29 protein-coding genes are annotated in these 25380 nt (G+C 73.9%); 18 read left to right on the forward strand and 11 right to left on the reverse strand.

Annotated features, from left to right (window positions below; translation table 11 throughout):
• Nucleotides 1-113: 113 nt before the first annotated feature.
• The 6 genes from ABD324_RS15140 to ABD324_RS15165 are packed head-to-tail and all read left to right on the forward strand — an operon-like array spanning nucleotide 114 to nucleotide 7008.
• Entirely contained in the window at nucleotides 114-2075 is a 1962-nt protein-coding gene (locus ABD324_RS15140; RefSeq protein ID WP_344416945.1) for a hypothetical protein, read from the forward strand.
• Entirely contained in the window at nucleotides 2072-3565 is a 1494-nt protein-coding gene (gene pelF, locus ABD324_RS15145; RefSeq protein ID WP_344416947.1) for a GT4 family glycosyltransferase PelF, read from the forward strand. Before ABD324_RS15140 ends, pelF begins: the two co-directional genes overlap by 4 nt.
• Nucleotides 3562-4986 carry a hypothetical protein gene (locus ABD324_RS15150; protein ID WP_344416949.1) on the forward strand — a complete coding sequence of 475 codons (1425 nt, stop codon included), beginning with the start codon at nucleotides 3562-3564 and terminating at the stop codon, nucleotides 4984-4986. Before pelF ends, ABD324_RS15150 begins: the two co-directional genes overlap by 4 nt.
• 8 nt (nucleotides 4987-4994) lie before the next feature.
• Nucleotides 4995-5582 (forward strand): spherulation-specific family 4 protein, encoded by a 588-nt coding sequence (locus tag ABD324_RS15155; protein ID WP_344416951.1) that lies wholly within the window; start codon nucleotides 4995-4997, stop codon nucleotides 5580-5582.
• The gene (locus ABD324_RS15160) at nucleotides 5549-6364 is read left to right on the forward strand and encodes an endo alpha-1,4 polygalactosaminidase (protein WP_344416953.1); all 816 of its coding nucleotides are present in this window, start codon (nucleotides 5549-5551) and stop codon (nucleotides 6362-6364) included. The genes ABD324_RS15155 and ABD324_RS15160 overlap by 34 nt, the downstream gene beginning before the upstream one ends.
• Entirely contained in the window at nucleotides 6343-7008 is a 666-nt protein-coding gene (locus ABD324_RS15165; protein ID WP_344416955.1) for a trimeric intracellular cation channel family protein, read from the forward strand. The genes ABD324_RS15160 and ABD324_RS15165 overlap by 22 nt, the downstream gene beginning before the upstream one ends.
• A gap of 48 nt (nucleotides 7009-7056) precedes the next feature.
• Here the strand turns inward: ABD324_RS15165 and ABD324_RS15170 are convergent, their stop codons facing one another.
• Genes ABD324_RS15170 through ABD324_RS15180 form a run of 3 tightly spaced genes read right to left on the reverse strand, consistent with a single transcriptional unit; the run spans nucleotide 7057 to nucleotide 8594 of the window.
• Nucleotides 7057-7941, reverse strand: coding sequence for a hypothetical protein (locus tag ABD324_RS15170; protein ID WP_344416958.1), 885 nt, complete (start codon nucleotides 7939-7941; stop codon nucleotides 7057-7059).
• A 9-nt stretch (nucleotides 7942-7950) separates the two neighbouring features.
• Nucleotides 7951-8364 carry a type II toxin-antitoxin system VapC family toxin gene (locus ABD324_RS15175; protein WP_344416960.1) on the reverse strand — a complete coding sequence of 138 codons (414 nt, stop codon included), beginning with the start codon at nucleotides 8362-8364 and terminating at the stop codon, nucleotides 7951-7953.
• Nucleotides 8361-8594 (reverse strand): FitA-like ribbon-helix-helix domain-containing protein, encoded by a 234-nt coding sequence (locus tag ABD324_RS15180; protein ID WP_344416962.1) that lies wholly within the window; start codon nucleotides 8592-8594, stop codon nucleotides 8361-8363. Before ABD324_RS15180 ends, ABD324_RS15175 begins: the two co-directional genes overlap by 4 nt.
• Nucleotides 8595-8660: 66 nt before the next feature.
• On the opposite strand from ABD324_RS15180, the gene ABD324_RS15185 reads away from it, so the two are divergent.
• The 3 genes from ABD324_RS15185 to ABD324_RS15195 are packed head-to-tail and all read left to right on the forward strand — an operon-like array spanning nucleotide 8661 to nucleotide 10997.
• Entirely contained in the window at nucleotides 8661-9461 is an 801-nt protein-coding gene (locus tag ABD324_RS15185; protein ID WP_344416964.1) for an isoprenyl transferase, read from the forward strand.
• Nucleotides 9458-9835, forward strand: coding sequence for a hypothetical protein (locus ABD324_RS15190; RefSeq protein ID WP_344416966.1), 378 nt, complete (start codon nucleotides 9458-9460; stop codon nucleotides 9833-9835). The genes ABD324_RS15185 and ABD324_RS15190 overlap by 4 nt, the downstream gene beginning before the upstream one ends.
• The gene (locus ABD324_RS15195) at nucleotides 9828-10997 is read left to right on the forward strand and encodes a multidrug effflux MFS transporter (protein WP_344416968.1); all 1170 of its coding nucleotides are present in this window, start codon (nucleotides 9828-9830) and stop codon (nucleotides 10995-10997) included. The genes ABD324_RS15190 and ABD324_RS15195 overlap by 8 nt, the downstream gene beginning before the upstream one ends.
• Before the next feature lie 25 nt (nucleotides 10998-11022).
• Here ABD324_RS15195 and ABD324_RS15200 read toward each other — a convergent pair whose 3' ends face one another.
• Nucleotides 11023-12429: a DHA2 family efflux MFS transporter permease subunit gene (locus ABD324_RS15200; RefSeq protein ID WP_344416970.1), complete on the reverse strand. Its 1407-nt coding sequence runs from the start codon at nucleotides 12427-12429 to the stop codon at nucleotides 11023-11025.
• Between the two features lie 79 nt (nucleotides 12430-12508).
• Between ABD324_RS15200 and ABD324_RS15205 the strand changes: the two genes are divergently transcribed.
• A complete protein-coding gene (locus ABD324_RS15205; RefSeq protein ID WP_344416972.1) occupies nucleotides 12509-13102 on the forward strand; it encodes a TetR/AcrR family transcriptional regulator in 594 nt (197 codons plus the stop codon).
• On the opposite strand, the gene ABD324_RS15210 is transcribed toward ABD324_RS15205, so the two are convergent.
• A complete protein-coding gene (locus tag ABD324_RS15210; RefSeq protein ID WP_344416974.1) occupies nucleotides 13064-13678 on the reverse strand; it encodes a hypothetical protein in 615 nt (204 codons plus the stop codon). The genes ABD324_RS15205 and ABD324_RS15210 overlap by 39 nt on opposite strands.
• Nucleotides 13679-13808: 130 nt before the next feature.
• On the opposite strand from ABD324_RS15210, the gene ABD324_RS15215 reads away from it, so the two are divergent.
• Together ABD324_RS15215 and ABD324_RS15220 are read left to right on the forward strand one after the other, a co-directional pair.
• Entirely contained in the window at nucleotides 13809-14582 is a 774-nt protein-coding gene (locus ABD324_RS15215) for an SDR family NAD(P)-dependent oxidoreductase (RefSeq protein ID WP_344416976.1), read from the forward strand.
• A gap of 80 nt (nucleotides 14583-14662) precedes the next feature.
• Nucleotides 14663-14890, forward strand: coding sequence for a hypothetical protein (locus ABD324_RS15220; protein WP_344416978.1), 228 nt, complete (start codon nucleotides 14663-14665; stop codon nucleotides 14888-14890).
• Between the two features lies 1 nt (nucleotide 14891).
• Here ABD324_RS15220 and ABD324_RS15225 read toward each other — a convergent pair whose 3' ends face one another.
• Nucleotides 14892-15296: a Fur family transcriptional regulator gene (locus ABD324_RS15225; protein ID WP_344417258.1), complete on the reverse strand. Its 405-nt coding sequence runs from the start codon at nucleotides 15294-15296 to the stop codon at nucleotides 14892-14894.
• Between the two features lie 26 nt (nucleotides 15297-15322).
• Entirely contained in the window at nucleotides 15323-15652 is a 330-nt protein-coding gene (locus tag ABD324_RS15230) for an ArsR/SmtB family transcription factor (RefSeq protein ID WP_344416981.1), read from the reverse strand.
• A gap of 56 nt (nucleotides 15653-15708) precedes the next feature.
• Between ABD324_RS15230 and ABD324_RS15235 the strand changes: the two genes are divergently transcribed.
• Together ABD324_RS15235 and ABD324_RS15240 are read left to right on the forward strand one after the other, a co-directional pair.
• Complete coding sequence (locus tag ABD324_RS15235; protein ID WP_344416984.1) at nucleotides 15709-16035, forward strand: antibiotic biosynthesis monooxygenase family protein; 327 nt, start codon at nucleotides 15709-15711, stop codon at nucleotides 16033-16035.
• Between the two features lie 88 nt (nucleotides 16036-16123).
• Nucleotides 16124-17521: a glycine--tRNA ligase gene (locus ABD324_RS15240; protein ID WP_344416986.1), complete on the forward strand. Its 1398-nt coding sequence runs from the start codon at nucleotides 16124-16126 to the stop codon at nucleotides 17519-17521.
• A 72-nt stretch (nucleotides 17522-17593) separates the two neighbouring features.
• On the opposite strand, the gene ABD324_RS15245 is transcribed toward ABD324_RS15240, so the two are convergent.
• The 4 genes from ABD324_RS15245 to ABD324_RS15260 all read right to left on the reverse strand — a co-directional run bounded on the left by ABD324_RS15245 (nucleotide 17594) and on the right by ABD324_RS15260 (nucleotide 21719).
• Nucleotides 17594-18463 carry a type IV toxin-antitoxin system AbiEi family antitoxin domain-containing protein gene (locus tag ABD324_RS15245; protein ID WP_344416989.1) on the reverse strand — a complete coding sequence of 290 codons (870 nt, stop codon included), beginning with the start codon at nucleotides 18461-18463 and terminating at the stop codon, nucleotides 17594-17596.
• 242 nt (nucleotides 18464-18705) lie between these two features.
• On the reverse strand, nucleotides 18706-18906 hold the full coding sequence (locus ABD324_RS15250) for a hypothetical protein (protein WP_344416991.1): 201 nt from the start codon (nucleotides 18904-18906) through the stop codon (nucleotides 18706-18708).
• Between the two features lie 375 nt (nucleotides 18907-19281).
• The gene (locus tag ABD324_RS15255) at nucleotides 19282-20268 is read right to left on the reverse strand and encodes a hemolysin family protein (RefSeq protein ID WP_344416993.1); all 987 of its coding nucleotides are present in this window, start codon (nucleotides 20266-20268) and stop codon (nucleotides 19282-19284) included.
• Nucleotides 20265-21719, reverse strand: a complete 1455-nt coding sequence (locus ABD324_RS15260; RefSeq protein ID WP_344416995.1) for a hemolysin family protein — start codon at nucleotides 21717-21719, stop codon at nucleotides 20265-20267. The genes ABD324_RS15255 and ABD324_RS15260 overlap by 4 nt, the downstream gene beginning before the upstream one ends.
• Nucleotides 21720-21899: 180 nt before the next feature.
• On the opposite strand from ABD324_RS15260, the gene ABD324_RS15265 reads away from it, so the two are divergent.
• From ABD324_RS15265 to ABD324_RS15280, 4 genes are all read left to right on the forward strand, one after another.
• On the forward strand, nucleotides 21900-22799 hold the full coding sequence (locus ABD324_RS15265) for an ABC transporter ATP-binding protein (RefSeq protein WP_344416997.1): 900 nt from the start codon (nucleotides 21900-21902) through the stop codon (nucleotides 22797-22799).
• On the forward strand, nucleotides 22799-23530 hold the full coding sequence (locus tag ABD324_RS15270) for an ABC transporter permease (RefSeq protein ID WP_344417000.1): 732 nt from the start codon (nucleotides 22799-22801) through the stop codon (nucleotides 23528-23530). The genes ABD324_RS15265 and ABD324_RS15270 overlap by 1 nt, the downstream gene beginning before the upstream one ends.
• A gap of 73 nt (nucleotides 23531-23603) precedes the next feature.
• Nucleotides 23604-24752, forward strand: coding sequence for a sensor histidine kinase (locus ABD324_RS15275; protein WP_344417002.1), 1149 nt, complete (start codon nucleotides 23604-23606; stop codon nucleotides 24750-24752).
• Nucleotides 24749-25363, forward strand: coding sequence for a response regulator transcription factor (locus ABD324_RS15280; RefSeq protein WP_344417004.1), 615 nt, complete (start codon nucleotides 24749-24751; stop codon nucleotides 25361-25363). The genes ABD324_RS15275 and ABD324_RS15280 overlap by 4 nt, the downstream gene beginning before the upstream one ends.
• Nucleotides 25364-25380 lie beyond the last annotated feature (17 nt).

Consider the following 25380-nt stretch of genomic DNA (forward strand, 5'->3'; position numbering starts at 1 on the left):
TTCTCGCTGACACGCGGCCGTAACACCGCGGGCCTCCGCGGCGAATCCGGGCGCGGGAACCGGATCGGCGGCCTGCGGAGCAGCAGGCCCGTCGCTCGCGCTGGGGGGCGTACGTGGGAGATCGACGGGGTGGCGCGCGCGCCCTCCTGGTACTGGCCCTGGTCGCGGGAACCGTGGTGGTCGGCCCTGGGATGACCGGTGCCGCGCCGGCGCACGCCGCGAGCCCGCGCGTGGAGCTCCGCGTCCTCGTGGTGACCGACGGGCAGCCCGAGGTCGAGGCGATCCGCGGTGCGCTCGTCGCGGGCGGGGTCCCGATCGACGTGGTCGACCTCGCCGACCGGGAACGCCCACGGCTCGACGACGCGGCCCTCACGATCCCCGACGACGTCCCGCACGCCCGCTACCAGGGCGTCGTGCTGCCGAACGAGTCGCCGGAGGACCTCGCCCCCGGGGAGCTCGCGGCGATCCACGACCTGGAGCGGCGGTTCTCCCTGCGGCAGATCAACGCGCTGGTCGCCGCCCTGCCCGCGACCGGCATGGCCGAGCCCACCGAGACCGCGGGCTGGTCCGGGCAGGTGGACGGGATCACCGCGCAGCTCACCCCGGAGGCCAGGGCCGACGGCTTCGGGGACATGCGCGGGCCGGTGCCCGTGGACGTCGACACCTGGGCGGAGATCGGCACCCCGCTGCCCGGCTACACCCCGATGCTCGCCGCGACCTCGCCCGACGGGACGCGCTCCGGCGTGGTGGCCGGCGTGCACGCGGTCGGCGGCCGCGAGGAGCTCGGCCTCACCCTGACCTACGAGGCCCGGTCCACGCAGTTCACCGCGCTGGCGCCCGGGCTGGTCGAGTGGCTCACCCGCGGCACGCACCTCGGCCTGCGGCGCTCGTGGCTCGCCGTGCACATCGACGACGTCCTGCTGCCCGACGCGCGGTGGGTCGTCGGCGCGCACTGCGCGTTCGGCGCGGACTGCCCGCCGGGGACCGCGCCGGAGTCGACGATCCGGATGACCGCCGAGGACGTCGAGTTCGCCGCGGCGTGGTCGGCGCGGTCCGGGCTGCGGCTCGACCTGGCGTTCAACGGGGCCGGCTCCGCCGCCGTCCCCGGAGGGGCGGACCCGCTGCTGGACGCGCTGGTGGCGCACAAGGAGTCCTTCGGCTTCCTCAACCACACCTGGTCGCACGAGTACCTGGGCTGCGTGCGGGACTACTCGGTGACGCCGTGGCGGTGCGCGACCGTGCCGATCCTCGGCTGGACGCGGTACGTCCCGGGATCGGAGATCGAGGAGCAGATCGAGCGCAACGTGCGGTTCGCGCAGCTGCACGGCCTGCCGATCGAGCCGGACGAGCTCGTCACCGGCGAGCACAGCGGGCTGCGCGGCGACGAGGCGATGGCCGACGACAACCCCCGCCTCGCCGGCGCGCTCGACGGCCAGGGCGTGCGCACCGTCGCGTCGGACGCCTCGAAGGAGCCGGGCCAGCGGGGGATCGGGGACGCGCTCACCGTGCCCCGGCACCCGATCGACCTCGACTACGACACGGCGACGTTCGCCGAGACCGTCGACCAGTACGCCTGGACGCACACCAGCCGCGAGGACGGCGGCGACGGGACGTGCGAGGCCGACCGCGGGTGCCTCGCGAAGTTCGGCACGGACGATCCCGTGGGTGCGTTCGCGCAGGTGGTGGTGCCGGGCGAGGGGGCGAAGGTGCTGGGGCACGTGCTCGGCAACGACCCGCGGCCCCACTACGTCCACCAGCCCCAGCTCACCGAGGACCGCACGCTGTACCCGGTGCTGGAGAAGGTGCTCGGCGACTACCGGGCGCTCTACACCGACGCGCGGCCGCTGCTGGTGCCGACGATGACGCAGAGCCGGGAGGAGCTCACCCGGCAGGCGGACTGGGCGGCCGCGACGTCGACCGTCCGGGGCTGGGTGCAGGACGGGGCCATCACGGTCGTCGCGGAGGGGACGGTCCCCGTGACCGTCCCGGCCACGGCGGGGGACTCGTGGTTCGGGGACGTGTACGGCACCGCGCGCTCGGCGTGGGTGCAGGTTTCGGGGGAGCAGCGCCTGTGAGGATCTGTCTGGTCACCGAGGGCACCTACCCGGTGCACCCGGGCGGGGTGAGCGACTGGTGCGACCAGCTGGTGCGCGGGCTCCCGGAGGTGGAGTTCGCGGTCGTCGCGCTGACCGGGTCCGGCCGCGAGCCCACCCGGTACGCCCGCCCGGCGAACCTCGTCTCGGTCGAGCGGATCGGGCTGTGGGCCGAGCCGCCGCGGCGGCGCCCCCGCCCCGCCGGCCCGCGGCCCCGGCGGCGCCGGGAACCCTCAGCACCCTTCGTCGCCGCCTACGCCGGCCTGCTGGAGAGCGTGTTCCACGGCGGCACGGTCGACGGGTTCGGCGACGCGCTGCGGGAGCTGCGCGAGCTCGGCGCGACCGTCCCGCTGACCCCGGCGCTGCGCAGCCAGACCGCCGTCGATCTCGTCGTCGACGCGGCGTCGCGGGTGCCGGGCCTCGACCCCACCCTCGCGGACGGGCTCGCGGTGACCGACCTGATGGAGCACTTCCTCCGCCCGCTGCAGCTGGCCGCGCCGCGGGCCGACCTGGTCCACGCCACGGCCAACGGGCCGGGAGCGCTGCTGGCCCTGCTCGCGAAGTGGGAGCACGACACCCCGGTGGTGCTCTCCGAGCACGGGGTCTACCTGCGGGAACGGCTGCTGGCGTCGCGCCGGGAGGCGCCGTCGCGGGTGGCCAGGGCGGCGCTCGCGGGGTTCTACGGTGCGCTGACCGGGCTCGGCTACCGGGGTGCGGACGAGGTGCTGCCGGTCAGCGCGTTCAACGCGCGCTGGGCCCGCCGGGGCGGGGCGAGCGCCGTCCGGGTACTGCCCAACGGCGTCGATGTCCTGCCCGTGATCGAGGCCGAGCCCGCGGTCCCGACGATCGTGTTCGCCGGCCGGATCGACCCGCTCAAGGACCTGCACATGTTGCTGCGGGCGTTCGCGCGGGTGCGGGAGCGGGTCCCGCAGGCGCGGCTGAGGCTGTTCGGCGGCACCCCGGAGGGCAACGAGGGCTACGCCGCCTCCTGCCGCGCGCTGACGGCCGAGCTGGGCCTGGATGCGGCCGTGGACTTCGCGGGGCCGGTCAGCCCGGTCACGACGGCCTTCGAGGCGGGCCACGTCGTCGTGCTGTCGAGCCTGTCCGAGGGCCTGCCGCTGACGATCATCGAGGCCGCCATGTCCGGCCGGGCCACCGTCGGGACGGACGTCGGCGGGATGGCCGAGGCGATCGGGCCCGGGGGGATCGTGGTCCCGGCCGGCGACGAGGCCGCCTTCGCCGACGCCTGCGTCGCCCTGCTGACCGACGCCGGGCGCCGTGCCGACCTGGCGGCGAAGGGCCGGGCGCACGCGCTCGAACACTTCACCCGCGCCGACTTCCTCGCCGCGGTGCGGGCGATCTACGCCGCGCACACCGCCGCGCACACCGCCGCGCACACCGCCGCCCCGGCGGACCCCGCGATCGTCGCCGGCGCCGAGACCGCGGACGCGCCGGCGGGCGAGGCCTCGTGAGCACCGGCCTGGACCCCCGCCGGACCGCCCTCGACCACGCGGCCGCCTCCTCCACCACCCCGCTCGAAGCGGCGGTGGTGCTGGAGAGCGCCGGGATCGCGGACGCGGTCGCGGTGGCGCACTTCGGTACCACCGACGTCTTCGCGCTCGGCGAGCTCGCCCTCGCGGACCCGCACCGCGGGGTGTCCGAACCGGCGACCGGACCGGTCGCGCCGGCGCCGCGGACCCGCCGGTGGTTCCGGCTCCGCGGCCTGCTCTACGCGGTCCCCGCGCTGGTGGCGCTGGCCTCGCTGCCCGCGGGCGACCCGGTCGCCTCCGGGCTGGTGCTGGGCGGGTTGCTGGCCGCGTGGGCGGCCGGCTACGGCGTCACCAGCATCGCCTGGACCCACCTGAACAACCTGGACCTGCCCGGGGCCAAGCGGTTCCTGCGCCGCGCGGTGGTGCTCGGCACCCTGCTCGCGCTCGTGGCGTCCTGCGGGGCGGTGCTCGCCGCGCTGGTGACGACCTCGACGTCCTCGGTCGACCTCGGCACGGTGGTGCTGCTCACGGGCCAGGCGGCCTACCTGCTGGCCGCGGTCGCCCTGCTCCTGTGCGGCCGGGAGGCCTGGCTCGCGATCGCCCTGGTCCCGGCGCTGGTGGGCGCGGTGCTCGCGCTCCTGAAACCTCGCGCGGCACCCGTCACCGCGTTCGGGGCCCCGACCGGCGTCCCGGGCCGGGACCTGCTGTGGGCCGCGGGCACGGTCGTCGCCGCGCTGGTCCTGGCGCTGCTCGCCACCCGCGGCGCGGCCCGGCCGGTGGCTCGCCCGACCGCCGCGGCCTGGGCCCGCGCGGGCGGCCAGACCGGGTACGGGCTGTTCGTCGCCGTGCTCGTGGTGTTCCCGGCGATCGACCGGCTCGTCGATCCCGGCTTCGACCCGCTCCCGCTGTCGGTCACCCTGCTGGCGTTGCCCCTGGTCCTGGGCATGGGGCTGGCGGAGTCGCTGGCCCAGCGGTTCCGGGCGCGGTGCGTCGCGCTCCTCGGCGCGGAACGGTCCACCGCCCGGTTCGCCGCCCGGGCCCGCCGGGTGACGCTGCAGGTGCACCTGGCGTTCACCGGGGCGCTCGCCCTGGCCATGGCCGTCGCGCTGGTGGTCGCGTGGACGGCCGATCCCCGCGCGGTCCTGCTGGCCGTGGACTACCTGGTGCTGGGGACCGCGCTGTTCTCGGCGACCCTGCTCGGCGTGCTCGGCCGCGGCGACCGGGTGCTGACGATCGTCGCGGCGGGGGTGACCGCGCTCGCCGCCTACCTCGCCCACGGCGGGCACGGGCAGTTCACCAGCGCCTCGGCCATCGTCTGGCATCTCGCCGTCGGGTCCGCGATGCTGCTGGTCATGGCCGTGCAGCTGATCAGGACGGTGGGGATCCCCGTGCGGCACCGATGAGGACGGGGGTGCCCGCGTACTTCCATCCGGAGCGGGAGGCGGCGGACTGGGCGCGGCTCGCGGCGGCCGATCTCGTCGTCGTCAACCCGGCGTCGGGGCCCGGGACCGGGGACCCGGCGTACCGGGCGGCGATCCCGGGGCTGCCGGGGGTGGTCGCGGGGTACGTGGACACCGACTACGCCCGGCGGCCGATCGCCGCGGTCCGCGCGGACGCCGCGGCCCACCGCCGGCTGCACGGCGTCGGGGCGGTGTTCCTGGACCGCGTGACCTCGGGCCCGGAGGACCTGGAGTACTACGCGGTGCTGGCCGCCGAGCTGCCCCGCCCGCTGATCCTCAATCCCGGGGTCCGGCCGGACCCCGGGTACCTGGCGCTCGCCGACGTCGTCGTGACGTTCGAGGGGGACTGGGCCGCCCACCGGGCGCTGACCGGCCCCGACCCGGTCGGGACCACGTGGCACCTGGTGCACGGGGTGCCCGTCGGCGAGCAGGAGGCCACCCTGCGGCGGGCCGCGGCCCTGGGCGCGTCGCTCGGCTACGCGACCGACCGTAGGATGCCGAACCCGTGGGACGGACTGCCGGCCGGATGGGCCGGGTGAGAGCGCCGCGCGCGGTGGTCGCCGCCGTGATCGCGGCCTGCGGCCTGCTCGCGGCGTGCGGCGGGGCCGCCGCGGCCGCACCGCAGGCGCCGGCCGCGACCTGGCAGTACCAGCTCCAGGGCACGGTCGACACGTCGGTGGACGCGGGCACCTTCGACGTCGACCTCTTCGACACCCCGGCGCAGACCGTCGCGGACCTGAAGGCCAAGGGCCGCACGGTGATCTGCTACCTCAACGCCGGCGCGAGCGAGGACTGGCGGCCGGACTTCGGTGCCCTCCCGAAGGAGCTGCTCGGCAAGCCGCTCGACGACTGGCCCGGCGAGCGGTGGCTCGACATCTCGAGGCCCGACGCGCTGCGCCCCTTCCTCGCCGCCCGGTTCGACCTGTGCAAGCAGAAGGGGTTCGACGGCGTCGAGCCGGACAACGTCGACGGCTACGCCAACAAGACGGGCTTCGCCCTGACCGCTGACGACCAGCTCGCCTACAACACGATGCTCGCGCAGCTGGCGCACGACCGCGGCCTGACCGTGGGGCTGAAGAACGACCTCGACCAGGTCGAGGACCTGGTGGGCCCCTTCGACTTCGCCGTGAACGAACAGTGCGCGCAGTACCGGGAGTGCGACGCCCTGCGCCCCTTCGTCGACGCCGGCAAGCCGGTGCTGCACGTGGAGTACACGCTGGCGCTGTCCGCCTTCTGCCCGCCGCCGAGAGGCTTCCTCTCGATCAGGAAGCCGCTGCGGCTCACGGCCGAGGTGCAACCGTGCCCGTCCCCCCGCGGCTGAGACCCGCCCGCCTGCTGCGGGCGGTCGACCTCGCCGGCACCGGGATCTTCGCGCTGCAGGGCGGGGCGACCGCCGCGGCGGCGGGCCTGGACGTGTTCGGCGTCCTGGTCATCGCCTTCGTGACGGCGGTGGGCGGCGGCATCGTCCGCGACGTCCTGCTCGGCGCGACCCCGCCCGCGGTGTTCCGCGACGTCGCCTACCCGCTGACGGCGTTCGGCGGCGGCCTCGTGGTCGTGGCGATCTTCCGGCTGGTGCAGGCGATCCCGCCCTCGGTGCTGCTCCCGCTCGACGCCGCGGCCCTGGCGCTGTTCGCCGTCGTCGGCGCGGCCAAGGCGGTCGACCACCGCACGGAGCTCGCGACGGGCGGGTCGCTGCGGATGTCCTGGCTGCTCGCGGCCCTGCTCGGCACCGTGTCCGCGGTCGGCGGCGGGGTGATGCGCGACCTCCTGCTGGGCGGGGTCCCCCTGATCCTGCGCTCGGACGTCTACGCCGTCGCGGCCCTCGCCGGCGCGGCGGTCACGGCGGTCGGCCTGCGCACCGGCCGCTCCCGCGCGCTCGTGCTGGCCGCGGGCGCACTCGTCTGCTTCGTGATCCGGATGCTCGCGCTCTGGCAGGGCTGGAACCTGCCCCGCGTCGCCCCGTGACCCCCCGACCCCGTGAGTGGCGATGGTCGCCATGGCGACCATCGCCACTCACGAGGGGGTGGGCAGCCGTGGCGTGGTCACACCGATCGGGCCCGCGGCGCGGGCTGCCTCGGCGGCCCGGTCCGTGGCCTGCTCGTGCGCGAGCTGCGCGGCCTCCTGCGCCGCCTGCACCTGGTCGGCGTCGAAGTGCCCCGCGATGGCCTCCTGGACGGCGATCTTCGCCTTGATCACCGGCCGCCGGAAGCGCTTCTCCCGGTGGACGGCCTTGTCCATCTTCCGGGGCCGGGTGACGTAGCGCCAGCGTGCCCAGGGCGAGTGCGGTCGTCCCAACCTGATGGCGGTGACCAGCAGCAACGGGGTGAAGAACAGCCCGACCAGCCCGCTCCACACCTTCCCCTTCGCGAGCGTGACCACCGCGAGGAGCAGCTGCAGCACGAAGAAGACGAGCGTGATCACGACCTCGGGGGCGTCGGCCTGCGACAGCCCGTCGAAGTCGCCCTGGAAGCCCAGCGGGTGCACCCCGAGCAGGAAGAAGCCGGTGATCGTGACCGCGACGAACACGGCGTCGATCGAGCTGCGGCCCTCCTGCGTCCAGTAGACGTCCGACAGGTGCAGGATCAGCGCGAACTCGTCGAGGACCAGCGCGGCGCCGATGCCGAACGTCGACGCCAGGATGATGTTGGCGACCGGCGTCTGGTAGTTCGCCAGGGCGATGATCACGAAGCCCGAGACGAGCATCAGGATCGTCCCGAAGACGACGTGGTGCAGGTGCATCCCGCCGGGCGTCACGTTGCCGGGCCACCAGCTGACCTGGGCGCGGATCATGCGGACCGACAGCCGGATGAACAGGAACGCCGCCAGGAAGGCGCAGAGGAAGCAGAACAGCGGCAGCCGCCCGCTCTCGACGATCGTGTCGTGCCACCACGTGCCCATGCGCAGTGACTACTCCGGGCGGAGGAGCGTGTCCACCTCGCAGCGCACCCCGGGTGCGGCGGCGAGGCGGCGGTCGAGCGTCAGCAGGGTTGCGTCGAGCAGCTCGGCGAGTGCGACGTAGGTGGCGTCGTGGTACGTGACGGTGGGGCGCAGCTCCCAGGCCCGCGCCGCGACGGTCTCGGCCGGCCACAGCCGGATGGGTGCCTGGCCGAGCCGCAGGTGCGCCCGGGCCGTGGCGCGGGCGGTGAGATCGCCGCGCAGCTCGGCCCGGCGCAGGACGGCGCCGACCTCGAACGGGAGCAGGTGGGGCGCGTGCTGGTCGGGGCCGCCGAGTGCGGCCCGGGCCCGGTCCCCGTCGGCGCCGCTGTCGACGAGGGCCGCGACCAGCACCGACGCGTCGACGACGGACTGGCGCCGGGTCACCGGCGGTCCGCGTCCCGGTCGTCCAGGATCGTGTCGACGCGCAGGACGGCACCGCCCTCGCGGGCCTCCCGGGCCACGGCGGCGAGCCAGTCGGCGGGATCGAGGCGTGTGGCGAGGTGCGACAGCTCGCCGAGCAGGTACTCCTGCAGGGACCGGCCGGACCGCTCGGCCCGGGCCGCGAGCTCGGCGCGGACCTCCTCGGGCACGTTCCGGATGGTGATCGCGGTCATGCCTGCATTCTAGCTGCACCGGTGCGCGAGTGTCCTGCGAACACCTGCGAACTACGCTGCCTGGCTGTGCCGACTCCAGGGCCCTTCCAGCCCCCGCCGTCCCATCCGTCGGGAGCTCGGCCGCCGGTGATCCCGGCCGAGCTGGTCCCGAACCACGTCGCCCTGGTCATGGACGGCAACGGCCGCTGGGCCAACTCCCGCGGCCTGCCCCGGATCGAGGGGCACCGGCGCGGCGAGGCCTCGCTGATGGACGTCGCGTGGGGCTGCGTCGACATCGGCGTCAAGTGGCTGTCGGCGTACGCCTTCTCCACCGAGAACTGGAAGCGCAGCCCGGACGAGGTGCGGTTCCTCATGGGCTTCAACCGGGACGTCATCCGGCGCCGCGTCGACGAGCTGCACGCCGTCGGGGTCCGGGTCCGCTGGGCCGGGCGCCGGCCGCGGCTGTGGCGCAGCGTGATCAAGGAGCTCGAGGTCGCCGAGGAGAAGACGCGCGACAACGACGTCCTGACGTTGACCATGTGCGTCAACTACGGCGGCCGGGCGGAGATCGCCGACGCCGTGCGGCAGATCGCGGAGCAGGTCGCGGCGGGGACGCTCAAGCCCGGCAAGATCGACGAGCGCACGATCGCCCGGCACCTCGACGAGCCGGACATGCCGGACGTCGACCTCTTCGTGCGGTCGAGCGGGGAGCAGCGCACGTCGAACTTCCTGTTGTGGCAGAGCGCCTACGCGGAGATGGTCTTCCTGGACACGCTGTTCCCGGACTTCGACCGCCGCCACATCTGGGAGGCCATCGAGATCTACGCGCGTCGCGACCGCCGCTTCGGCGGCGCCGTGGATGCCGCGGACCAGGCAGGGGCGTCGTGAGCCTCGAGATCGCGCGGACGGCCCTGGAGCGCTACCACGACGTCGAGGTCGACGCCGACGGCTCGCTCACCTTCGCCCACGGCGGCGTGCTCTGCGTGGTGCAGGGGACCGAGCTGGAGGAGGGGCTGCCCGTCCTCAACCTGACCTGCGTCGTCGCGTGGGACCTGACGGACGACGACATCCCCGGGCGGGTCGCGCTCGGCGTGGGGGAAGGACTCTTCGGCACCCCGCGCGTGATCAAGGGGGAGAAGGGCTGGGACGTCACGCTGCGCTACGCCTTCCCGTCCGTCGGCCTCGAGGAGGGGCCGATGGGGACGCTGCTGATGCTCGTGGTGAGCAGCGCGTCGAGCATGCGCGCAGAGCTCGTTGGCTGACCGCGGCAAGGTCCTCGCGCTCGGCGGGCTGTCGACCTTCGGCCCGCTCTCGCTCGACCTGTACCTGCCGGCGTTGCCGCAGCTCACGGACTCCTTGCGGACGACCGAGTCGCTCGGTCAGGCCTCGATGTCCCTGTGCATGGTGGGGCTGGCGGGTGGGCAGCTGCTCGTCGGGCCGCTCTCGGACCGGATCGGGCGGCGGGTGCCGCTGCTGGTCGGCGTCGCCCTCTTCGCGGTGTCGGCGGCGCTGTGCGCGGTGGCGCCCTCGATCGAGGTGCTGCTCGTGCTGCGCCTGCTGACGGGGCTCGCCGGGGCGACGGGGATCGTCGTGGCCCGGGCCATGGTCCGCGACCTCTACTCCGGCGACGCCGCGGCGCGGATGTTCTCGCTGCTCATGGTGGTGAGCGGGGCGGCGCCGGTGCTCGCGCCGGTGATCGGCAGCCAGCTGCTGCGGATCACGGACTGGCGCGGGCTGTTCCTCGCCCTCGCGGGGATCGGGCTGGTCCTGCTGGCCGCCGCCCTCACCCAGCGCGAGACGCTCCCGCCCGACCGTCGCCACGACGGCGGCCTCCGTGCGACGGGACGGGCGGTGGTCCGGGTGGCCCGGGACCGCAGTTTCGGGGTCCCGACGCTGGTGCTCGCGCTGGTCTGCTGCGCGATGTTCGTCTACATCGCGATGGGCAGCTACGTGCTGCAGGAGCAGTACGGCCTCGGCGCGCAGGCGTACGGGATCGTCTTCGCGGTCAACGCGCTGGGGATCGTGGCGGCGGGCCGGCTCTCGGCCGCCCTGGTCCGCCGGCTCGGCCCGGTCCGGCTGCTGCGGATCGCCGTCGCCGTGTGCGTCGCGGGTGGGATCGCGCTGGTCGCGGGGGTGTCCGCGACCAGCTCGGTGTGGGCGGTGCTGCCGCCGCTGTTCGTGGTGGTGGCGAGCGTGGGGATCGTGCTGCCGAACGGGACGGCGCTCGCCCTGGCCGGTCAGGGCGCGGTGGCGGGCTCGGCCTCCGCGCTGCTCGGGCTCTCCCAGTTCGCGCTCGGCGCGCTCGTCCCGCCGCTGGTCAGCACCGGTGGCGTGACCGCGGCGAAGATGGCTCTGGCCATCCTCGCCGTCGGTCTCGCGGGGGCCGTGGCCGCCGCCTTCCTGCCCGGGCGCGCTCCTCGCTGACGGCACGTGGGTGGCCCGAGCGCTCCTAGGCCGCGAGGGCCCGCTCGGCCTCGGGGGCTGCCGCGGGGGTGCGGGTGCGGCCGGGGAGGAAGACCGCGGCCACCGCGCCCGCCGCGACGATCACCGCGCCGAGCTGCACCGCCGGGATGAGTCCCGCGACGAAGGCCTCGCCGCTCGAGTAGCCCCCGTTCGCGCTGAACACGGCGGTCATGACCGCCACCCCGAGCGCGATTCCGATCTCGCGCAGCGTGCTGTTCGCGCCCGACGCCTTGCCGTGGTCCGCCTCCGGCACGCTCGCCAGCACGGCGGTCGCGACCGGTGCGAAGGTCAGCCCCATCCCGATGCCCGCCAGCAGGAACGGCGGGACGAGGGCGCCGTACGGCACGTCCACAGTGGTCACGGCGGCGAGCCAGGCCAGCGCCCCGGCCTGCAGCACCAGCCCGCTCACGACGAGCGTGCGGGTGCCGAGCCGACCCTCCAGCATCCCGGCGAGCGGGGCGACGACCATCGGCGCGAGGGTCCACGGCATCGTGCGCAGGCCGGCGTCGAGCGGTGAGAGACCCTGCACGACCTGCAGGAACTGGGCCAGCAGGAAGACCGCGCCGAACATCCCGAACGAGAACGCGACCGCGGCGGCGTTGGCCGCCGAGAACCCGCGCGAGCGGAACAGCCGCAGCGGCAGGAGCGGCGCGGCGGCCCGGCGCTGCCAGGCCACGAACCCGACGAGCAGCGCGGCCCCGGCCACCAGCCCGGCGATCGTCGGCACCGAGCCCCAGCCCTCGGCGTCCGCCCGCACCACCGAGAACACGACGGCCAGCACGCCGGTGGCGGCGAGGAGCAGGCCCAGCGGGTCGAGCACGCGGTCCGGGCCGCGGCTCTCGCGCAGCACGGCCAGCGCCAGCGGGATCGCGACGAGCCCGACCGGCACGTTCAGCCAGAAGATCCACTCCCAGGCCAGGCCCTCGACGACGGCCCCGCCCACCAGCGGCCCGACCGCGATGCCCAGGCCGGCGACCCCGCCCCAGACGCCGATCGCGAGTGCGCGGCGGGCGGGCGGCACGGCGGCGGCCAGCAGGGTCAGCGACAGCGGCATGATCGCCGCGGCGCCGATCCCCTGGACGGCCCGCGCGACGATCAGCGCGGTCGCGTCGGTGGCGAGCGCGCAGGCCGCGGAGGCGGCCGTGAACAGGGCGATCCCGCCCACGAACAGGCGGCGGCGGCCGATCCGGTCGCCGAGCCCGGAGGCCGTGAGCAGCAGCGTCGCGAACGCGAGCGTGTAGGCGTTGACGACCCACTGCAGCGTCTCGAGGGAGGCCCCGAGCTCGGTGCGGATCACGGGGAGGGCGCTGGTGACCACGAGGTTGTCGAGCGTGGCCATGAACATCGGGAGGGCGGCGGCGAGGATCACCAGCCAGAGGGGACGTGGGCGCATCACAGGCTCCGAAGAATGCATCGACTGATAACTAACGAGCGATGGCGACCGTAAGGCATCAACTGATAACTTGGCAACCGTGACCCGCCTGAGGATGCCCGTCGAGGAACGCCGGGAGCTCGTGCTCGACGCCGCCGTCGCCGCGTTCGCCGAGGGGGGCTACGCCGGCACGACCACGGACCAGGTGGCCCGCCGCGCCGGCGTCTCGCAGCCGTACGTGGTCCGGATGTTCGGCACGAAGCAGGCGCTGTTCCTCGCCGCCCACGCCCGCGTCATGGGCCGGATCACGGACGAGTTCGCCGCGGCGGCCGTGCCCGGGGCGGGGGAGGAGAACCTGCGCCGCATCGGCGGCGCCTACGCGCGGCTGATCTCCGACCGCGACGTGCTGCGGGTCATGCAGCACGGTTTCACCCTCGGCGCGGACCCGGAGCTCGGGCCGGCCATGCGCGAGTCCCTCCTCGGGATCGTCCGGCAGATCCGGGAGCTGTCGGGCGCGGACATCGAGCGCACCCGGGACTTCCTCGCCCAGGGCATGTTGATCAACACCCTGGTCGCGCTCCAGCTCGCGGAGTACTCCGCCGACGATCCCGAGGCCGAGGCCCTGTGCACCCTCGTCCTGGAACCGAAGGGCCTCCTAGGAAACCGGCTCCTCGGACAGGTGGACGAGCGGTAGCTCGGCGAGCTGGGCCGGCGTCATCTGCCGCGCCTTGTCCAGCACCGTGGCCTGGGCCTGCTGCATGCGGCCGTCGACCACCCCGGACAGCGAGTAGGCGATCCGGCCGAGGACCCGGACCGTCGTGTCGTCCACGGGCGGTCGCGGGGTGGAGACGATCGCCACACCGGTCGGTTTCCCGTCGTTGGACTGGGCGATGCCGATCGTGAACGCCTCGCGCGGGTTCACGTGCCGGGACGCGTAGTGGTCGCGCAGCGTCGCGAAGTTCTTGTGGAAGCCCTTGACCTCGTCCTCGAGCTCCAGGCCGTCCACGTCGGCGTCCGTGAGGATCTTGGTGCGGCCGGAGAAGCACCGCACGTACCCCACCACCGCGCCGGTCCACAGCGACTCGACCATCACCGGATCGGGCCGCACCCCGCTGAGCACGTCGACCAGCACCTCGCAGCAGCGCAGCACGTACTGCAGGTCCTCGAAGACCGCGGAGAGCTGCGCCAGCTCACCGGACTCCGGGGTGTCCAGCCGGCGGACCGTGGTCGGAGCCTCCTGGCCCGCCGGGTCACCCGTCTCCTGGGCCACAGTGCCCCTCCATGCCTCGCCGGATGGTGTTCTTGCGCACGCTAGCGTCGGCGACGGTCCCCGTGGATCTCGATATGAGACGCCCCGGCGGGTAGACATGCAGGTGCATCAGACATCGAAGGAGTGCGGTATGGACATCACCGGGGCCTCGGCCATCGTCACGGGCGGCGCGTCCGGGCTCGGCGAGGCGGCCGCGAGGTTGCTGGCCGAGCGCGGCGCCAAGGTCGTCGTGCTGGACCTGCAGGCGGAGAAGGGGGAGAAGCTCGCCGCCGAGATCGGGGGTGTGTTCGCCCAGGCCGACGTCGCGGACGAGGCGCAGGTGACGGCCGCGGTCGAGGCCGCGTCGGAGCTCGGCCCGTTGCGCGTGGTCGTCAACAGCGCGGGCATAGGCTCGGCCGTGCGGGTGATCGGCAAGGACCTCGCGCCCGCGCCGCTCGAGGCGTTCGAGAAGGTCATCCGGGTCAACCTGATCGGCACGTACAACGTGACCCGGCTGGGCGCCTCCGCGATCGCGAAGACCGAGCCCCTCGAGGACGGCACCTCGCGCGGAACGATCCTCAACACCGCGTCGGTCGCGGCGTTCGACGGCCAGATCGGGCAGACGCCGTACTCGGCCTCCAAGGGCGGCGTGGTGGGCCTGACCCTGCCGCTGGCCCGCGACCTGGCCCGGCACGGCATCCGCGTCAACACGATCGCCCCCGGCCTGGTCGACACCCCGATCTACGGGCAGGGCGAGCAGGCGGAGGCGTTCAAGGCGGCGCTGGGCCAGAGCGTGGTCTACCCGAACCGGCTCGGGAGGGCGGCCGAGTACGCCTCGCTGGCGCTCGAGCTGATCACGAACGACTACATGAACGGCGAGACGGTCCGTCTCGACGGCGCGATCCGGCTCCCCCCGCGCTCCTGACCCCACCCCGGAATGAGCGAGCGGCCCGTTGGTTCACTAGGAGTGAGCGAACGGGCCGTTCGCCGGATCGGGGGAGGGGCGTGCGGGACGAGGAGCTGATCGTGGAGTTCGCGCTCACACGGCTCGACAACCCGGGGCTCGACCTCGAGGAGATCGCCGGGCTGCTGGTGCGGCGGATGGGGCCGGAGCGGATGCTGCAGTTCGCCTCCGCCAACCTCGCGGACCGCGGCGAGCTGCGCGGGGCGCTCTTCCAGGCCGCCGTCGAGCACGTGATGCGGGTGGTCCTGCGGCTGCGCGACGGGGACTAGCTCACGCGCAGGCCCGGCACACCCCGAAGATCTCCACCGTGTGGCTGATCTCGCTGAAGCCGTGCCTCTCCGCCACCTCCTGCGTCCAGCGCTCGACGTCCGGGGCGTCGATCTCCTCGGCCGCGCCGCACCGGCGGCACACCAGGTGGTGGTGGTGGTCCTCGGAGGCGCAGCGGCGGTAGACGGCCTCGCCGGCCGCGCTGCGCAGCACGTCGACCTCGCCGCCGTCGGCCAGGGTCTGCAGGGTGCGGTAGACCGTCGTCAGGCCGATGCCCTCGCCGCCGCGGCGCAGCTCCTCGTGGATCTCCTGCGCGGAGCGGAAGTCGTCCAGGCGGTCGAGCAGCGCGGACACCGCCGCCCGCTGCCGGGTCGCCCGCACCACCTTGCCGCCCATCGCGCCCCCCATCGCGCCCCCCACCGCCCCGCCCGCCGTCACTTCTCCTCCTGCACGTGCGCCACCGCGTCGACGACGATGTGGGACAGATGGTCGTCGACCAGCGAGTAGATGACCTCGCGGCCCTTGCGCTCGCCCTCGACCACCCCCGCGGACTTCAGCACCCGCAGGTGCTGGCTGATCAACGGCTGGGTCACGGCGAGCGCGTCGACCAGGTCGTGCACGCAGCGGGGGCCCTCGCGCAGCTGCAGCACGATCGCGATCCGGACCGGCGCCGCGAGGGCGCGCAGCAGGTCCCCGGCGGCGGTCAGGGTGCGGGGCGCGTGCACCGGTGCGGCGCCGGCTCCTTGGTGACTCGTGACGGACACCTGCTCATGATAGGCGTTTTCACCTGGCTCCCGGGGGTGGCCACTAGTGTGCCGGGGTGCTGCTCGTCTGCCGCTTCGCGCCCACCGACCCGTCCGACTTCCGGGCGCGCGTCGAGAAGGCGCTGGAACTGCTCACCGCCGCCCCGGGCTGCCTCGGCGGAGAGGCCGGCCGGGCCGTCGACGATCCCGCGCGCTGGGTCCTGACCGTGCGCTTCGCGAGCGTCGACGCCTACCGCCGGGCCCTCTCGCCGTTCGCCGTCCGGGAGCACGTGGTCCCGCTGCTGTCCGAGGCGCTCGCCGACGAACCGGCCACCTACGAGACGCTGTTCGGTGCAGTCGCGGGGGTCGTGGCGGAGCACGCGTCGCTGCGCGCGGGGGACTAGCGGAAAGGCCGCGCGGGCGGTCGATACCCTGGTTCCCTCGCCCCGCATCCGGCGCGGCGGTCCGACCGTTCCCTCCAGGAGTACCCCCGTGGCCAGCAAGCCCACTTCCGCCAAGATCGAGACCATCGTCGCGCTGGCCAAGCGCCGCGGATTCGTCTTCGCGTCGGGTGAGATCTACGGCGGTACCCGTTCCGCGTGGGACTACGGGCCCCTGGGCGTGGAGCTCAAGGAGAACATCAAGCGGCAGTGGTGGAAGTCGATGGTCACCGGCCGCGAGGACGTCGTGGGGCTGGACTCGTCGGTGATCCTGCCGCGCCAGGTCTGGGTCGCGTCGGGCCACGTCGGCGTGTTCAACGACCCGCTGGTCGAGTGCCTCTCCTGCCACAAGCGCTTCCGGGCCGACCAGCTGGCCGAGGAGTACGTCGAGCGCACCGGCAAGGTGGCCACCGAGGACGACCTGTCCGACGTCCCCTGCCCCAACTGCGGCACCCGCGGCCAGTACACCGCGCCGCAGGACTTCAACATGATGCTCGAGACCCACCTCGGCCCGGTGAAGACGGACGAGGGGCTCGCCTACCTGCGCCCCGAGACCGCGCAGGGCATCTTCGTGAACTTCCTCAACGTGCAGACGACCGCGCGCAAGAAGCCGCCGTTCGGCATCGGCCAGATGGGCAAGAGCTTCCGCAACGAGATCACCCCCGGCAACTTCATCTTCCGCACCCGCGAGTTCGAGCAGATGGAGATGGAGTACTTCGTCGAGCCGGGGACGGACGAGGAGCTCCACCAGTACTGGATCGACGAGCGCACGCGCTGGTACACCGACCTCGGCATCGACCCGGAGAACCTGCGGCACTACGAGCACGCCAAGGAGAAGCTCTCCCACTACTCGAAGCGCACCGTCGACATCGAGTACCGGTTCAACTTCACGGGCCAGGAGTGGGGCGAGCTCGAGGGCATCGCCAACCGCACCGACTTCGACCTCACCACGCACTCCAACCACTCCGGTGTGGACCTGTCCTTCTACGACCAGGCCTCCGGCACCCGCTACCGCCCGTACGTCATCGAGCCGGCCGCCGGTGTGGGCCGCTCGATGATGGCGTTCCTGCTCGACGCCTACCGCGAGGACGAGGCGCCCAACGCCAAGGGCGGGGTCGACAAGCGCGTGGTCCTGAAGCTCGACCGTCGCCTCGCCCCGGTCAAGGCCGCGGTGCTTCCCCTGTCCCGCAACGCCGATCTCTCGCCCAAGGCCCGCGACCTCGCGTCCTCGCTGCGGAAGCACTGGAACGTGGAGTTCGACGACGCGGGCGCCATCGGTCGCCGCTACCGCCGCCAGGACGAGATCGGCACGCCCTTCTGCATCACCGTCGACTTCGACACACTGCAGGACCAGGCCGTCACGATCCGGGAGCGGGACACCATGGCCCAGGAGCGGGTCTCCCTGGACCAGGTGGAGAGCTACCTGGGAGCCCGCCTCCTCGGCTGCTGACCGCACGGCGCGTGATCATCGCTTGTGTCCGGAGAGCCGCCAGATGTGGCGCTTTCCGGACACGGATGGCGATCATGCCGCGGTGGCGAGGGCCCGGCGGATCTGGTCGACGACGACGGCCGGCCGGTCGACGATGTCGCGCCAGGTGAACCGCAGCAGCGTCCAGCCCGCGCCGACGAGGGCATTGCCCTTGCGCCGGTCGTTCACGAAGCGGTCCGGGGTGGTGTGCCAGGCCCAGCCGTCGAACTCGATCGCGAGGCGCACCTCGGGGAACGAGAGGTCGATCGTCCAGGGCGGGAACGGATTGCCGAGGACCCAGCCGGTGATCCCGGCGTCGCACAGGAGGCGGAGGAGCTTTCGCTCTGCGCCCGAGTTCGCCCGGTCCGCAGCCGCGATCAGGAGCTCACCGGCCCTGGCCGAGCCGTGGGCGCCGAGCATCCGGCGGTGGGCCTGGACGACCTCGCCGAACGGGACGTGCCGCTGCAGCGCCCGGTCCAGGAAGGCGGCGCCGTCGCGGAGCCGGGCCGAGGTCTCCAGCACGGTCATGGGCACGGTCGTGACCCAGATGTCGCGGAGGCGGCAACGGCCCGCCTCGCCGAGGTCGCGGCGCCGGATCCGGACCCCGGCGGGTGCGGCATGGTGGCGGCGGACGGGGACAGTGACGTCGACCGTCAGATCCGGGATGTCGTCGAGCAGACCGTGCCAGACCGCGGCCGCGGGACCCCACACGGTCGCCTCGGGCCCGAGCCACAGCGAGGCGGCACGGATGCGGCCGGGCGTGCGGAGGTCGACACTGCGCACCAGGTAGACGCGCGGGTGCAGGCGGACCCAGCGATGGGCGGCCACCCGCCGTTCCACGGTCCGCCGGGACAGCCCGCAGGCGAGCGCCTGGTCCAGCGAGAGCACCCCGTCCTGCCGACGGAGCAGCGCATCGAGATCCATTCGCGCAGCATCGCCGGGACGCCCCCACACCAGGCCCGGAACAGCGAAAACTGGTCGCCATGGCGAACGCTGGAGCTCGTGACCACCCAGCCGCCACAACTGTCGCTCAACGGACACGGACGCCGATCTCGGCATCGACGCCCGGCCCGGACCCACGCCGTCAGGTCCGATGATCAGTAACAGTGTCCGCGCAGCCGCCAGATCTGTCGCTTGACGGACAGAGGCGCCGATCTTGAGCGCTGCTACGGGCGGTAGGCGAGGAGACGGACGTGCAGGGTCTCCTCGGCCTCCTTGACCGCCGCCAGTTGCTCGTCGGTGAGCGGGGCGTAGGGGCTCTCGACCTCGTAGGCCACCAGCGGGCTGCCCAGGGTCTCCTCCAGGGAGCGGATCCTGGCGAGGGCGGCGTCGTCCAGGGTGGCGGGGCGCAGGTCCGGGGTTCTCACGGGTCCTCCGAGGGATGTGTCGGGACCGGGGCGAGCCTAGAGCCGCACAGCCGGCCCCGCGCGGCGATCACCCGGTCGGGCGGGTGACCGCGACCCGCGCGACCCGCGACCTGCGCGACCTGCGACCCGTCGCGACCTGCGCGACCTGCGCTGCCTGCGCTGATCGGGCTGGGTGGGGCGGCCGGTCGCGTGACCCGCGCGCCCCGCGGTGACCCGGCGCGCCCTGCGCGCCCCGCGGTGACCCGGCGCGACCCGCGCTGCCCGCGCTGACCGGGCCGGGTGGGTCGGTAGGCCCGGCGACCGCCCCGGGCCGGGTGAGCGGCCCACCCTCGTGAGTGGCGATAGTCGCTCTGGCGACTATCGCCACTCACGGGGTCAGGCGGGGAGGAGGCGGTCCACCACGTCCTGCATCGTGACCACTCCCAGGAGGGTGGTGCCGTCGGCGACGAGGGCCAGCTGGCCCCGGGTCTCCCGCATCGTGCCCAACGCCTGGTAGACGGGGGTGTCGGCCGGGAATCGGAGGATCTCCCGCATGAGCTCCCGGGCGGTCGTCGACTCCGGCCGGCCCAGGGTGTCCCGGACGTGGACGAAGCCCACGACCCCGTCGCCCTCTCGGACGACGAGCCGCAGGTGGCCGCTCTCGCGGGCGACCTCGCGGACCCGCTCGACCAGGTCGGACGCCGCCACCCCGATCGGGTCCGGATGGACGAGCGAGCGGATGGGGGCCCGGTCCAGCTCCAGCGCCGTGACGAGCTGGGCCTGCCGGTCCTCGTCGAGCGCCCCGGCCCGCGCCGAGTGGTCCACGAGCTGGCGCAGGTCGTCCGGGTTGCGCCCGGCCGCCATCTCGTCGACGGGCTCGACCCCGACCCGGTGCAGGCACCAGTTGGCCAGTCCGTTGAGCCCCACGAGGAGCGGCCGGGTGAGGAACATGAAGGCGCGCATGGGAAGCGCCAGCAGGGTCGCCGAGCGTTCCGGGTGCGCGATGGCCCACGACTTCGGGGCCATCTCGCCCACGACGAGATGCACGAAGGTGACGATCACCAGCGACAGCACGAAGGCGAGGACGCCGGCCGTGGCGGCGGGCAGCCCCCAGCCGGTGAGGACCGGTTCCAGCGCCGCGTCGACCGCGGGCTTCGCGACGGCGCCGAGGCCGAGCGTGCACAGCGTGATGCCGAGCTGGGACCCGGCCAGGAGCAGCGAGATGTCCTTGGCGCTGCGCAGGGCGGCGCGGGCGGACAGCGAGTGCTCGGCCTGTTCCTCGAGGCGGTAGCGTCGGGCCGCGACCAGCGCGAACTCGACGGCGACGAAGAACGCCGACAGCACCACGAGCGCGACCGACACCACGATCGACCACGTGCTCATCGGGTCACCTCCTCGCGGGCCGACGAGGGCACGTCCGGCGCGGGCACGTCCGGCGCGGGCACCGCACGCGAGTTCGCGGCAGGCGCGGGCACAGCAGGCGAGGGCACAGCGGCGGGCGAGGACGTGGCGCCGAGCGGGACCAGCCGCACCCGCACCGACGACGGCACCCGCCGTTCCACCTCCGCCACCTCGATCTGCAGCGTCCGGTCCGGCTCGTCGGAGTCCGGCCCGCCCGGCAGCACGACCGCGATCGTGTCGCCCGCGACGGGCAGCCGCTGCAGCTCCGCGATCACCAGCCCGCCGACGGTCTGGTAGTCGCCCTCGGGCAGGTCGGCGTCGAGGAGCCGGCCCACCTCGTCGACGTGCATGGTGCCCGGCACGGTCCAGCCGTCCACCGCGTCGACCGTGCGGTCCGCGGAGGCGGGGTCGTGCTCGTCGGTGATCTCCCCGACCAGCTCCTCGGCGATGTCCTCGAGGGTGATCACGCCGGCCAGGCCGCCGTACTCGTCGAGGACGCAGGCGAACTCGTCGGCCGCCTCGCGCAGCGCGGTGACGACCGCGGGCAGCGGCAGCGACGCCGGCACGAGCACGGCGGTCCGCATGACGTCGGCGACCCGCAGCGAGGCGGGATCACCGGTGAGCGCGAGCAGGTCCCGCAGGCAGATCACGCCCACGACCTCCTCGCCCGTCTCGTCGAGCACGGGGTAGCGCGAGTGCCCGGCGGCCATGACGTCCGCCAGCTCGGCGATCCGGAGGTCGCCGCGGACGGAGGTCACCCGTGGGCGCGGGATCATCGCGGCGCGGGCGGGCCGGTCGTGGAAGTCGAGGACGCGGTCGAGCATCGTGGAGAGGTCGGGGCGCAGGTCGCCGCTGTCGCGGGACTCGTCGATGATCGCCTCGAGGTCGCGCGGGGTGGCGGCGTGCTCCACGTCGTGCACCGGCTCGATCCGCAGGATCTTGAGCAGCAGGTTCGACGCGGCGTCGAACACCGCGATCAGCCAGCCGAAGACGCCCAGGTAGAGCGTGGTGGGCACGGCGAGGCGGCGGGCGACGGGCTCCGGCCTGGCGATCGCCAGGTTCTTGGGGAACAGCTCGCCGAACACCATCTGCACGACGGTGGAGAGCAGCAGCGCGAAGACCGTGCCGAGCGCGACGGCCCAGCCGGCGCCGCCGAGCAGCGTGCCGACCCCGGAGCCGATCAGCGGCTCGGCCACGTACCCGACCAGCAGGCCGGTGACGGTGATGCCCAGCTGTGCGCCGGAGAGCATGAAGGAGGTGCGGCGGGTGACGCCCAGGGCGCGCTCGGCGCCGGCGTCCCCCTCGGCCGCACGGGCCTTGAGCCGGGAGCGGTCCACGGCCATGTACGCGAATTCCTGGGCGACGAAGAAGCCGGTCAGGGCCGTGATGGCCACGACGACGAGCACGCCCAGCAGGATGCCGAGAAGGGTCACGATGTCCGCCCGGGGGCGGTGCCGGTACTACAGGAGGGGTCCATGGCTCCGGGAGTCTGGTTGGTCCGATTCGTTTGTGCCAACGCAGATCATGCCGCACGGGTTCCCTGACATCCGTCACGGTCGGCTCGTGACGCCCGATCCGGGGACTCCCGCCGCCCGCCCGGCACCGTGGGACGCATGGACGAGAGCACGCCCGTCGCGATCCGCGGGCTGGTCAAGGCGTACGGCGCGATCCGGGCCGTGGACGGGGTCGATCTGGAGATCGGGCGCGGGGAGGTCGTCGCGCTGCTGGGCCCGAACGGGGCCGGCAAGTCGACGACGATCGACGCCCTGCTCGGCCTGACCCGCCCCGACGAGGGCGAGGTGAGGCTGTTCGGGCGGAGCCCCCGGGAGGCGGTGGCCGGGGGCTCCGTCGGGGCGATGCTGCAGTCCGGCGGTTTCCCGGACGACGCGACCGCGGGCGAGCTCGTGAAGCTCACCGCCGCGCTGTTCAAGAAGCCGGCCCGGCCCGCGATCGAGCGGGCCGGCATCACCGGGTACGCAGGTCAGCGCTACGGGCGACTGTCCGGCGGGCAGAAGCAGCGGGTCCGATTCGCGGTCGCCCTCGTGGGCGATCCCGAGCTGTTGGTGCTCGACGAGCCGACCGCGGCGATGGACGTCGGCGCCCGCCGCGAGTTCTGGGCGGCCATGCGCGAGTACGGCCGCACCGTACTCTTCGCGACCCACTACCTGGCCGAGGCGGAGGAGTTCGCCGACCGGGTGGTGCTGCTGCGCGCGGGGCGCGTGGTGGCGGACGGCAGCGTGGCCGAGGTCCGGGCGCTCGCGGCCGGGAGGGTGGTGAGCGCTGTCATCCCTGCCGTCCCGGGGGCTGACGACCGGGAGATCGACAGCGAGCTCGCCACCCTCCCCGGCGTGACGGCGGTGGCCCGTCAGGGCCGGCGAAGCCTGCTGACCTGCGACGACTCCGACACGGCGCTGCGGGCGCTGCTGCTCAAGCACGAGACCGCGCACGACATCGAGGTGACCGCGCACGGGCTCGAGGACGCCTTCGTGCAGCTCACCGGAGAGGACAACTGATGGGCGTCCTGCTGGCGGCCGAGGTCCGGCGGATCCTCCGCTCGCCCCGGTTCCTGATCTTCACGGTCGGCTTCCCGGTCGTCTACTTCCTGATCTTCTCGGGCCTCTACGGCCAGGGGGACACCCCCGACGGCGCCGCGACGACCGTCTACCTGATGGTCTCGATGGCCGCGTTCGGCGCGATCTCCGCGTCGGTCAGCACGGGGGGCCGGGTGGCCGTCGAGCGGCAGGCCGGCTGGAACCGCCAGTTGCGGCTGACCCCGCTGCCGGGCTGGGCCTATCTCGTGGTCAAGGCGGCCGTCGCGATGCTGGTGGCGCTGCCCGCGCTGGTGCTGGTGTTCCTCGTCGCCGGCCTGTTCAAGCACGTCGACCTGACGGCCCTGGAGTGGCTGCGGGTCTTCGTCGCGGCCTGGATCGGGGTGCTGCCCTTCGCCGCGATCGGCCTGTTCATCGGCCAGATGGCCACGGCGGACTCCGCGCAGGGCATGGCGACGGTGACGATGTTGCTGTTCTCGCTGCTCGGGGGCCTGTTCATCCCGGCGTTCCTGCTGCCGTCGGCGATGGCGACGATCGCCCGGCTGCTGCCGAGCTACTGGATCGCGGACACGGCCCGGGCGGCCGTGGCCGGTGATGCCCCTGCGCTGCAGGGGATCCTGGTCTGCGTGATCTGGCTGGCGGCGGCCGGTGGGCTGGCCGTGTGGCGCTACCGCCGCGACTCCCTCCGGGTGTGAGAGCAGCATGCGGACCGAACAGGCGTCCCCGAGACCGGTGCGTGACGCAATGGCCGGGCCTATCGTCTCCGACATGACCGGAGCGCCGCTCGATCCCACCCGCCTGAGCCGGCGGAAGTGGTACGTCATGTCGGGCGGCTGGTCGCTCGTGCTCGTGCCCTGGTTGATCGCCGGCCTCACCGACAGCAGCCACGGCGTCCCGATGCGGGTCCTGATCGCGCTCGTCGTGCTCGCCTACGCCGCGACCTACGTGTTCGGGCTGTTCGAGGCCATGGTCCGCGAGACGGCGCCGTGGCGGGCCGGTGTGCTCGTCGCGATGGTCCTGCTCTGGACGGCGATGTCCTTCGGGCTGCACGGCGGCACGGGCGTGCTCTACACGATCAGCTTCGTGGTCGTGTCGCTGATCGCGTTGCTGCGCAAGGAGATCGGGGCCGTGGCCGCGGTCGCGGCCCTGGGCTACGCGGTCGGCGTCGGCTACCTGACGGGCGGGGGTCTCGAGTTCGGCGACGTCATCGGCCTGGTCGCGATGACCGTCGCCATGATCGGGATGTTCGGCCTCATCCGCGCCAACACGCAGCTGCGGGAGGCCCGGGAGGAGCTGGCGCGGATGGCCGTGACCCAGGAGCGGGAGCGCATCGCCCGCGACCTGCACGACGTCCTCGGGCACAGCCTCACCACGATCACCGTGAAGACCGCGCTGGCGCGGCGGCTGCTGGAGAAGGGCGACGCCGAGCGGGCCGCGGTCGAGGTCGCGGACGTCGAGCGGCTGGGCCGGCAGGCACTGGCCGACGTCCGGTCGACCGTCTCGGCGAACCGCGTCGCCTCCCTCGCGCACGAGATCGCCGGGGCGCGGGAGGCGTTGCGCGCGGCCGGGATCGAGGCCGACCTGCCCGTCGCCGTCGACGACGTCGCCGAGGACCGGCAACAGGTCTTCGCCTACGTCCTGCGCGAGGGCGTGACCAACGTGATCCGGCACAGCGGCGCCGGCCACTGCACCGTCCGGATGGGGCCCGCCTCCCTGGAGATCGTGGACGACGGGGTGGGCGCGCCCACGACGACCCCCGCCGGCAACGGGCAGTCCGGCCTGGCCGAACGCGTCGCGGCGATCGGCGGGTGGCTCGAGACGGGCCCGCGCGACGACGGCGGGTACCGGCTCGCGGCGGTCCTCGAGACCACGCGCCCCCGTCCCCACGGTGTCTCGGTCTGGGCGGAGAAGGCATGATCCGCGTCCTGCTGGCGGACGACCAGGCGATGATCCGCGGCGCCATCGCCGCGATGCTGGGGCTGGAGGGGGACATCGAGGTCGTCGCCCAGGCGGGCAACGGCGACGAGGTGCTCGCCGAGGCCGGGCGGGCGAAACCGGACGTCGCGCTGCTCGACGTGCAGATGCCCGGTGGGGAGATCCCGGACGGCATCGCCGCGGCCGCCGAGCTGCACACCCTGCTCCCGACCTGCCGGATCGTCATCCTGACGACGTTCGGCCGGCCCGGCTACCTCGCGCGCGCGATGCGGGCCGGGGCCTCGGGGTTCGTGGTCAAGGACTCCCCGCCCGAGCAGCTCGCCGACGCGGTCCGCCGCGTCCACCAGGGCCTCCGGGTGGTCGACCCGGCGCTGGCCGCCGAGTCCCTCTCGTCGGGCGCGAGCCCGCTGACCGCCCGCGAACGCGACGTCCTCCTCGCCGCCGCGGACGGCGCCACGGTCTCCGACATCGCGAGACGCCTCCACCTCTCCGAGGGCACGGTCCGCAACCACCTCTCCGCCGCCATCGGCAAGACGGACTCCCGCACGCGGGCCGAAGCGGTCCGCACCGCCGACCACAACGGCTGGCTGTAACCCCACCTCCCGCGCTT

This window comes from Pseudonocardia ailaonensis, assembly GCF_039531635.1.
Classification (GTDB): Bacteria; Actinomycetota; Actinomycetes; order Mycobacteriales; family Pseudonocardiaceae; genus Pseudonocardia; species Pseudonocardia ailaonensis.